Below are 8,827 nucleotides of genomic sequence, written 5' to 3'. Positions count from 1 at the left end.
CTAGGGATAGTTACATCCGAAAATTTGATTCACGCTACATTTGGCCAAACTCCGTTCTCCAGAGAATTTAGCCAAAAGTAAGCATGATATTGCAATGCACGGTACACGGGCTGTTTATGTATCTTCAGGGTCTAGTATAGACTGGTCATGCTGGTTTCGCCCTGTCTTACGTTATCCCTCGAGAGGACAAGGCGGAGCCACTTGTACTCTTGCTCAGCTCAGTAGGGGCCGTGCTTTCCTACTACCCTGGTGGGCTGAGCTCCATCGGCGATTTCAGTCACATTTTCCGAACCTCTGAAAAGCTTTTAAATTAGGCTAGGTCAGTTTTGAGATAGAAAAAGAAGAAAGACGTTGCTTTCCAAACCGCCCAGCATATGGGACATTGATTATGTAACGACGTGTTCCGCCATTAGACGTCTATTTGCAAATATGGCTAAACAAATCTTTTCTCTATATCAGTACACTAGTCTTGCTCAATTCGATTCGTTCTATGCCAAAATCAACTGGTGGTCTTTGGCCCACTGCTTTACGGTATCTTGCACACGCCGGATATGTTCACGTCGATTCATCGTGCTAAATATATTCAACATCATTGGCCAGGAGTGTTAGACCAACCATGTAATGCATTGTATAACATTACACATATCAGCAAAATTTATGTAATCTCCCGCATGAAAACCAGGTTTGTAATTAGAAATAAAAAGACAATTACACTTGGGGAGGACACTTTGAACAGGATAAAACGCTATGGTCAAATGGGCGATACCTATAATATCGTCTTTAATAAAACCCTAGACGAGTTATGGGAACTTAGAAGGAAGGTTAAGAAGTGAAGCATCATATGTGTTGTAATATAACTGGAAACAATACTCCTTTTTTCTTTTAATCAGTATTTGAGGTTATTCAGCAACCTAGCGTGTCCAGTATTTCAACGACTCTAGAGGGGGGTATTACAGTAACACGAATCATGAATGTGCTGGTTGATGGTTTCTCCCCATAGTGTCATCTTATATTGTGATGTGAGCCTCATCTACTAGCGGGGTTTCCGATCAACCACCACTGATGTGCTTGCTGTACCATTACATTACAAACAGTAGAACATATTCCTTACTCCCCTGAAGGATATACTTTATCGGGAGCAGGAACTCATTTTGTCAGCATATCCAACAACACATTTCTAGCATTTTTTATGTGGCTATTCATCAAATACAGGGCATATTTGTAGTAGAGTTGTCACTAACAACAATCACAATTTTTGATTCTAATACAAAAGTAGGTTTGCTCTGCATTGCAGTATAATCCCAGATATTATATCCCTGTCCGAATAATTTATTGTCAATTGCCTGCATCAATAGCAACATCAACACCAACTTCAAAGTCAATATCCCTATGTCTATCACTTAGTGTAAAACATGTCAATGGGCCCAAAAGCAATATGGAGAATAATACAAATGTATAAACTTGGTAATTCTCATTGCTTAATAGCAGTAATAATAACAATCTCATCTGTTATAATATTTGGTTATATGATAGATTATACCAATGCACAAGATAAATCAACCTTGCACTTAAGTACAAATAAGAAAACGTACAAGCCAGGTGAGACTGTTGTTATAACTGTGAAAAATAATGGGAAAAGCACATTAGAATTCCCTGATTCAACCCTTGGTTTGACGATACAAAATACCAGAACTCACCAACAGGCTGGAATGCTTGGATCACAAGTTATGTCTGAACTGAAACCAGGTGAGTCGAAAACAGTTCAATGGGATCAAAAGGATTATGACGGAAAGGAAGTACAAGCGGGAACTTACAACGCTAAAGCCTCTTCTGCACCTGAAGAAAATTCAAATAATACACTCCCAATTACTATGGGTACCACTTTTACTATAAAATAAATCACTATATTACATTGAACTGTCAATCAGTAGTAGCGGGAAGTTGTTAATCTGTAACAAAGCGGATAACTAGAAGCAAACCGATCGGTCTGCACTACTAGGCACTGCCTGCTTCTTATCTTATTTCTTGTTGTTATTGTTGTTATTACTGCTCTTACCGTTGCTAGTTCCTCCATTTGATGGATTATTGTTTGTGTTTCCACTCGAGGAGGTTCCCCCATCCGGTTCACCTTTATGGTGGTGATGTCCTGATGTTTGTTGATTATTACTAGGATTTCCTGTTGAACTAAGTACCTGGGGAGAAGAGGTATTATGTTCCTTGGTTACGGTTGACGCAGGCAGCGTCCCAGTGTTGGTATTGTTACTACCTGAAGAAGGAAGCACAGTTCCTAAGTGACCAGGCAGGCCACTTTGTCCGTTAGTTTTTGCCCCAGTGCTATTAAGTCCATTTCCTGATTGAGTAGGCCCTACCGTTGGGTTACTTCCTGCACGTCCCGGATAACTTGGGCCGCAGTTGCTAGGTGGTTGTGTATTATCACACGTAGTGCAGGAAGTTGATCTAAAACCACTAGGGAAGGTAGTTGTCTGGCAACATTGGACGTGCGGTGCATTACCAGCCAACGTAAATAACGGTCGGCATGTTATTGGTCCTTTTGTACTTTTCGCTAGAACAGATGCAGGTACAGAATATAAACTAAAAATTAATGCCGCACCTAAGAAAGACGCAACTACAAAAACTATGGCCTTTTTTGGAATCGTTATCATGGTTTATTACCCACACAAACGATAGAATTGAAAAATGAACTCATTTCTAGGGAGTAACTACGATGTTCCCTATAAGGTTTATGTGGGAGCACTCACGTAATTTTAACTCCCTCGAAGGGTGTTACTAAGTAGACCTGTGCTACAACTACCCTTATATATGTTCTAATGCAAACAGAAAAATTACACAATTTGGTAGACCGTATACACCCAAAACGAGATCACCATTAACCAAAATGGCAACTATGCAGCGATATGCGGTCATTCTTAATATCACAAATCATTTTTCTTTCGCTCCTGCTCCTTCCCTCAAAATACCAGAAGAGTAAAGTGTTTGTGCTACTGTATTTACTTGCCCTTGTTCTGTGAGTTTAGAAAGTGTTGAAACTAGAGATTGCATTTGTGACTGCATGGCATTAAACTGTTTTTCCATGATGGATAATTTATCTTCTTTCTGCTTCTCTGATTCGAGTGTTTCACTATATGCATCATACGTTAGTACCATCCTACACTTAGCACAAAACTTGCTATCCGGTTTGTTTGGTTCGTTACAGTTAGGACATTGTTTCGGTCTTAGTGCCTCTGATAGATGTTTGTCCTTAGAAATTATCCCGTATGCTTCTAGTATGTTATCATTAGATTCATTGCCAAAGTAATGTAAGTACTTCAGATGCATATTAGAGCCGGGTGACCAACCTGCATATTGACGTAGAGTATGTTCCTTCAGTATTGTGGACTTCTCAGTTAGAGCGCTATGTCTTCTGATGTATGGGTTCCATGGTTTTTTGAGCAATTCCTTGATCTTTTGCTTGTCCTCTGGCAGGACAGCTGGACTGTCTAGCAGTTTGGGGAAGAACTTGTTCCTATAATTGGCATATTTCCTATGAAGACCTAGTATACTAATCACTCTGTTTAGACTCTTACCGAATCCACATAGCAATATACTATTAGGATTACCGCCCTGAGGATGTTGTGAAATCCAATCTTTTATGTATGGTATCGAATCTATTAATGGAATAGGTCTAGTACCCGTTTTACCATTGACTAGGATTTCGGCATACTGTTTTTTGTCAGGTGTAAGTTTGAATACTACATCCTTTATCCTCAATTTCAATAGTTCATGAGGTCTGCATGCTGAATCTCTAGAGATTGCATGATAACATCTATCCCTTACATTAGGACAATACTTCAGGAATAAGGAATCATCTTCCTGAGTCCAAATGTCTGTTGGTTTATAGATTGACTTCTCCTTTCGTTTAAGTCGTGGTATGTTCTGAACAACTTTAGGTTTGGGTCTCTTGTCTGGTTCTATACTTGGGTTATACAGCCATTTGAAAAATCTAGTTAAGTGGATTGCGTATATATTGTATGTCCCGACCCATTTATGCAAAGGATCCACGCTATCGATTTTGCGAAAACTATCCAGGAAGGATATTACATCTTCCCTGGTTATGTCCATAAAGGATTTGTTATTGAAGAGTGTTGAGAATTTGTATAGCAGTTCTATAACATCCCTTCTGTAATTAGTGGATAGGTTGATCTCTGATTTTAGAGACTGTATATAATCACATATGGTTAAAGCATTTTCTCTATTGTTATTGTTGTTCGCAGGTATGTTGAACATCCTTTGAAGGAGGCCAGAAAAGCGAGACGGTAGTCCTTCTGTGGCGTTTTCCAACTTTCTTTCAGCAGCAGTGTCTACAGTTGTAACTGTACCAGCATGGGCGGTTACTTTAGACCCTGAAGCATTTTTGTTCACAGCCGATGGTAGTAAAACGTATTATATAATTTAGTATTCAATACAACATAATAGCTAAATTATTATAATTTGTCATAAGTGAAAGTATCTCATGGATACCTTCTCTAAATGATGTGGTGGCCATATAATCAGCATAGGCTCTAAAGCTATTGTTTTTCCATCCACTATTATCATCGTAACCAGATCTTTTGGTATCTGATCGCTTTCGCCTTCCACCAAGCTTCTCAATGTGTACATATGGTATATTTTCTTTCTTGAGTACTTTAATCATCTCCTCCTTGTTAAATTGTGGACATGTTTTAGATCCTGGATAACGACGTACATCAACTACTGCATCTATATGATTGTCTTTCAAAGTAGAAGTAAAATCAGTCCAGTTATGGTTTGAGTGTCCGATAGTAAAGATCTTGACCATTACCTATTATAATTCGTTAATACCTGATTTTTATCTGTCTAGAACATTTTCTATTTAATGAGAATATCCCAAAGGTGTCTTTAATAGATCATAGGGGATTGGTCTATTAGCCTGAACGAACCAGTCAGGTATGATGTTCCTATTCCTGTTGACAAAGTTTGCAGATGCTGAATCCAATACGTATGTTTTTGCCCAATCCTCTTTTGATCTTATTGACATTCCATAACCTTGGACTAGTCTCAATGCAGTCTGCCATATATCCCACTGTCCATTGATCTCCTTCTTTTTACATGTCCATCTATCTCCCAGGTCTGGAAAAGGCGGCTTGTTTGCGGTTGTCTAGGTCAGCAACAAATATCTTATCCAGGTCTAATGTATCGCGCACCCTTGACACATACTGCACAAGCTGATATCTGTAGGTTTTCAGGGTTTGATAAGCTCTTATTGAAGTGGCAAAATTCTGGTAGGCCTCGCCCTTGGACATCTCCAGAAGAATCTGACTCTTTCGCTCCCATTTGTAGTATAGTTTTGTATACCTTTTGGCAATATATTGGCTGCTTTCAATCGAAGGTTAGAGAATCCTTAAACATATTTTGTAGATCTTCCTTCTCATCATTAGTTATTTCGTTTTTATTTGCCTTAATCTCTTTCAATAAGCTCTCAGCCTTATCTTGACCTAATATTTCCTTCAATCTCTCTTCGAATTGAATAGATCCATTCCTTTTCTCTAAATCAAGTTCTTTCAAGATATGATCTTTAATATCAGGACTGAAATTCCTGACTGCATTTTCAATTACCTTCCTATAAGTTGGGAGATCTTTGGATGTCATGTGTTTAACTATGAAAACTGTAACAAGCCTATCAAACTTATCATACGGCTACATATCATTTTCTTCATTCTTGATATCAATTTTCTTCAATAACTTTTCAGCTGTATCTTGACCTAATATTTCCTTTAGTCTTTCTTCTGATTTTTTTCCTTCCCAAGAATCAAACAATTTGTTGACATTACATTTAGTATCCGGAACAAAGTCCTTTATTGCATTATTTATAACAATCCTTTTACCTCTATCCAGATCCTTGGGGGCATAAATACAACACCCATATTATATTATCTTGTTGCGTGTTAATTAGTAATAAGTCTTTTAGAAAAAGAGAATTTAACACATCTATTTAGGCATAACCACCACAATTAGTAATGTTATTTGTAGACTTTAGACAACCTTATGGCTTATTCAAGCCTATTTAACTATATAAATTATATATCGTGTACTGGACAAAGAAAGATGTAAAAAAGGCAGAGATATTTCGTAAGGTCGAACTTTACTTGACATTGCTAAACATACCTCAATTAGAAAGACAGGGGCAGAGGAAAAGATTAAACTCTAACTAGACTTCACTCAAATAGTACCAGAACTATCGTTTGGTGTTGCTCAACCTCCTCCTGCACCTTGTCCGCCACCACTCGATTCCACTTCTAATTCTTGTAATTCCTTATCCTCTTCAGATTTTATCTTATTGACTGGTTTTAATGTCTCCTTTTGTATATCTTTCTTTTCCATCGACTGGTTATGTGAAACATGCTATATAAAACGCAACTTTTGTTTGTTTTGGACGGTACATATCATTGTCGTCAAATTTCATTTTTGGGTTTTACGCTTCGATTTCTCTTCATGTTTTCTTACTACTGCAACCATATTACCATCTCTTATCTCCCATTCCCAATACAACTTGTCTTTTGACTTTAGCTTCCATTGTCTCACTATAGATATTGGTATAGTAGTTCTTAGTGAAGCAAATGATTTAGCATTCTTTGCAAGTGAAGTAATCTCTCCCAATCCAATATGATAAGTGACATTGATTAATAAAACTATGCCAAGATCTTAACCACAAACTATAAAGCTAACTATTACCCTAGTACTAGGTATGAATGAACAAAGATGGGCTATTAATGAATCAAAACTGCATAAGATATAGAAAGGAGGTTTTCAATTGCCAGTAGAAGACTTAATCTTTTCAGGAGGTGGAGGTTTTCTATTTGGTATATTAGGTAATGAAGATAGCTGCCATAATTATTGGGTTGTTCGTAACTGCACTTGCTTATTTATCCTATAAGGGCTTGTTAGATGTAAAATGGGCTGCAATGGCTATATGTATGTTCATATACATTGACTAATGCATATGAACAGACGGTTCATGTACTTAACAATACATCTACGCAGTTTGCAGTAGCACATTCATCTGTTATTGCAATATCAGGGCTACCTGTGGCTGCTGGACTAGGATTTGTACCAGGATTGATGATGGGACTAAAGAGAGGATAAATTACTTTATAATTGGTCTGGAAGGATATCTCTTGCAATCGGAAAAAACAATGCTTATGTACGTTAGTTTACACTACTATAAGTTTACATGCCCATTTTCGATACCTTATCCTATTTGTCCACTAAATACTCATTCGGATATCGTCGAACAGGTGAAGCTAAAGGAACTCCATTAAATGTGAAACACTGTTGATTCCTTTTTTTGAACAATGGCGCAGACTCAAGGCCTGCACAAAAGACTGGATCAGTGTCTGCAATAGGATCTAACACTTGAAAGCCATCAGCTCGCATCTTTGGCGTGTTTGGTCCGTCTCGAGTTTCGAGTGCTATTACTTTAGCTGCTGAGAGACAGCCTGACCACAGGCGCAATCCTATGCTTTTTCTATATTTTTGATTTGTCTCGAGAGGTTTGTAATGTCTTATTATATCATCAATTCTGTTAAGGATAATTTCTTTGACGATCTCCGGAAATTTTTCAAAAAGACCAAAACCTCCAGATTTAAGATCATCATTGATGTAGCGGCCCAACAGTTCATTAATTTCAGAAATCAATTCTACCCTTTGATTGATGTCTAATATGTAGATTAGATGAGATTTATTTGCCAACTCGGATGCCCATTTATAGGCTGTGTTCATATTAGTATCTGGCATACTTGTTTCTCGTCATATCCCCTTTACTAAACAGTTAATAGTCTACTATGTCTTGATGAGTCAATCCAAAGCAAAAGGAAGAAATTGGAACAACTGAGGTAAACGGCCGTGATCATTTCTATAATCATCTTGCTCTTACTTATTCGGAGAACATGTTGGAAGGAAACGAATCGCCGTCCTAACAAATTGGCCCCAGGGAGGGATACCTGGAACCAGTGATTGGTGTTGAAGTCCGTCTAATTTAGATACGTTGGAGAGTAAATATACTTCTCGCATATTCATTATTTAGATCTACATTTCACAAAGTGAAGATAATGTATTCATATTTTTAATAACAAAAATATTGACTTCCGTATAGACCAAGTATTGTCGTTATTCTATAACCAAAAGGAATATGTTCTACAGATAATGACGTAAAGGTAGAAGCAGGTATACATCAGTGATGGTTGATCGGAAACCCCGCTAGTAGAGAGGCTCACACCAAGATGACGCTGTGGGGCCACACCGTCAACCAACACCTTCTAGATATCACCTTCCAGGCACGTTGAAACAATGGCTGCCTATTGCCACGTTACAACCCTGATGATCCTGGCCGCCATTTAGTGCAATGCCGCCACTCATGTCATTTGTATTACCACCATTTAATGCAACACCTCCTCCGTTGGCATCACTACCAGCGCCTACCGCTACACCGCCATTCTGTCCATTTGTACCATTGGCTTCACTTCCTGGTCCTATTGCGAAACCACCATTACCGCCATTACCACTATTGGTTCCGTCCTGACCATTAGCAACACCGCCGTTTAAAGCAACACCACCATTGCCACCATTCCCGAAATCCTGTCCGCCATTTCCTCCATTCGCTTGGCTGCCAGTTCCTATTGCGAAACCTCCTACGCCTCCATTAGTGCCGCAGGGGTGTTGGTCAACCAAATCGCCATTTCCTCCATTTCCTCCGTTGGCACTACCACCACGAGTTTCCCCACCATTTCCACCGTTACCACATGAATCAATACCT

The 8,827-nt window shown here is 38.6% G+C and carries 10 protein-coding genes and 1 pseudogene; 3 read left to right on the top strand and 8 right to left on the bottom strand.

The window, feature by feature from the left end; genetic code table 11:
* Positions 1-1,451 precede the first annotated feature (1,451 nt).
* On the top strand, positions 1,452-1,898 hold the full coding sequence (locus DYY65_RS08590; RefSeq protein WP_162477553.1) for a hypothetical protein: 447 nt from the start codon (positions 1,452-1,454) through the stop codon (positions 1,896-1,898).
* Between the two features lie 120 nt (positions 1,899-2,018).
* On the opposite strand, the gene DYY65_RS08585 is transcribed toward DYY65_RS08590, so the two are convergent.
* The 6 genes from DYY65_RS08585 to DYY65_RS08560 form a co-directional block, all read right to left on the bottom strand.
* Positions 2,019-2,663 (bottom strand): hypothetical protein, encoded by a 645-nt coding sequence (locus DYY65_RS08585; protein WP_162477552.1) that lies wholly within the window; start codon positions 2,661-2,663, stop codon positions 2,019-2,021.
* A 277-nt stretch (positions 2,664-2,940) separates the two neighbouring features.
* Positions 2,941-4,419, bottom strand: a complete 1,479-nt coding sequence (locus DYY65_RS08580) for a hypothetical protein (RefSeq protein ID WP_162477551.1) — start codon at positions 4,417-4,419, stop codon at positions 2,941-2,943.
* Positions 4,420-4,456: 37 nt separating this feature from the next.
* Positions 4,457-4,834: a DUF488 domain-containing protein gene (locus DYY65_RS08575; RefSeq protein WP_162477550.1), complete on the bottom strand. Its 378-nt coding sequence runs from the start codon at positions 4,832-4,834 to the stop codon at positions 4,457-4,459.
* Between the two features lie 560 nt (positions 4,835-5,394).
* A complete protein-coding gene (locus DYY65_RS08565) occupies positions 5,395-5,664 on the bottom strand; it encodes a hypothetical protein (RefSeq protein WP_162477548.1) in 270 nt (89 codons plus the stop codon).
* Positions 5,665-6,267: 603 nt separating this feature from the next.
* The gene (locus DYY65_RS12750) at positions 6,268-6,396 is read right to left on the bottom strand and encodes a hypothetical protein (protein ID WP_255457493.1); all 129 of its coding nucleotides are present in this window, start codon (positions 6,394-6,396) and stop codon (positions 6,268-6,270) included.
* A gap of 78 nt (positions 6,397-6,474) precedes the next feature.
* Complete coding sequence (locus tag DYY65_RS08560) at positions 6,475-6,672, bottom strand: AbrB family transcriptional regulator (protein ID WP_162477547.1); 198 nt, start codon at positions 6,670-6,672, stop codon at positions 6,475-6,477.
* A 215-nt stretch (positions 6,673-6,887) separates the two neighbouring features.
* Here DYY65_RS08560 and DYY65_RS13045 point away from each other — a divergent pair, with 215 nt between their 5' ends.
* Positions 6,888-7,010 (top strand): FUN14 domain-containing protein, encoded by a 123-nt coding sequence (locus tag DYY65_RS13045; protein WP_162477546.1) that lies wholly within the window; start codon positions 6,888-6,890, stop codon positions 7,008-7,010.
* Positions 7,003-7,158 carry a hypothetical protein gene (locus DYY65_RS08550; RefSeq protein WP_162477545.1) on the top strand — a complete coding sequence of 52 codons (156 nt, stop codon included), beginning with the start codon at positions 7,003-7,005 and terminating at the stop codon, positions 7,156-7,158. Before DYY65_RS13045 ends, DYY65_RS08550 begins: the two co-directional genes overlap by 8 nt.
* Before the next feature lie 111 nt (positions 7,159-7,269).
* Here the strand turns inward: DYY65_RS08550 and DYY65_RS08545 are convergent, their stop codons facing one another.
* Together DYY65_RS08545 and DYY65_RS08540 are read right to left on the bottom strand one after the other, a co-directional pair.
* On the bottom strand, positions 7,270-7,809 hold the full coding sequence (locus DYY65_RS08545; RefSeq protein ID WP_162477544.1) for a hypothetical protein: 540 nt from the start codon (positions 7,807-7,809) through the stop codon (positions 7,270-7,272).
* A gap of 528 nt (positions 7,810-8,337) precedes the next feature.
* Positions 8,338-8,827 (bottom strand): annotated as a pseudogene (locus DYY65_RS08540) (hypothetical protein); the annotation flags it as partial.

This window comes from Nitrososphaera sp. AFS (genome assembly GCF_009898475.1).
GTDB lineage: Archaea > Thermoproteota > Nitrososphaeria > Nitrososphaerales > Nitrososphaeraceae > Nitrosopolaris.
Note: the sequence above shows the minus strand (reverse complement) of the source record. Positions and strands in the feature narration are given on the sequence as shown.

Bases quoted from the DNA above. Each gene is read 5' to 3' on its own strand.
- DYY65_RS08590 (WP_162477553.1), top strand. From the start codon at position 1,452: ATGTATAAACTTGGTAATTCTCATTGCTTAATAGCAGTAATAATAACA.
- DYY65_RS08585 (WP_162477552.1), bottom strand. From the start codon at position 2,663: ATGATAACGATTCCAAAAAAGGCCATAGTTTTTGTAGTTGCGTCTTTC.
- DYY65_RS08575 (WP_162477550.1), bottom strand. From the start codon at position 4,834: ATGGTCAAGATCTTTACTATCGGACACTCAAACCATAACTGGACTGAT.
- DYY65_RS08565 (WP_162477548.1), bottom strand. From the start codon at position 5,664: ATGACATCCAAAGATCTCCCAACTTATAGGAAGGTAATTGAAAATGCA.
- DYY65_RS12750 (WP_255457493.1), bottom strand. From the start codon at position 6,396: ATGGAAAAGAAAGATATACAAAAGGAGACATTAAAACCAGTCAATAAG.
- DYY65_RS13045 (WP_162477546.1), top strand. From the start codon at position 6,888: ATGAAGATAGCTGCCATAATTATTGGGTTGTTCGTAACTGCACTTGCT.
- DYY65_RS08545 (WP_162477544.1), bottom strand. From the start codon at position 7,809: ATGCCAGATACTAATATGAACACAGCCTATAAATGGGCATCCGAGTTG.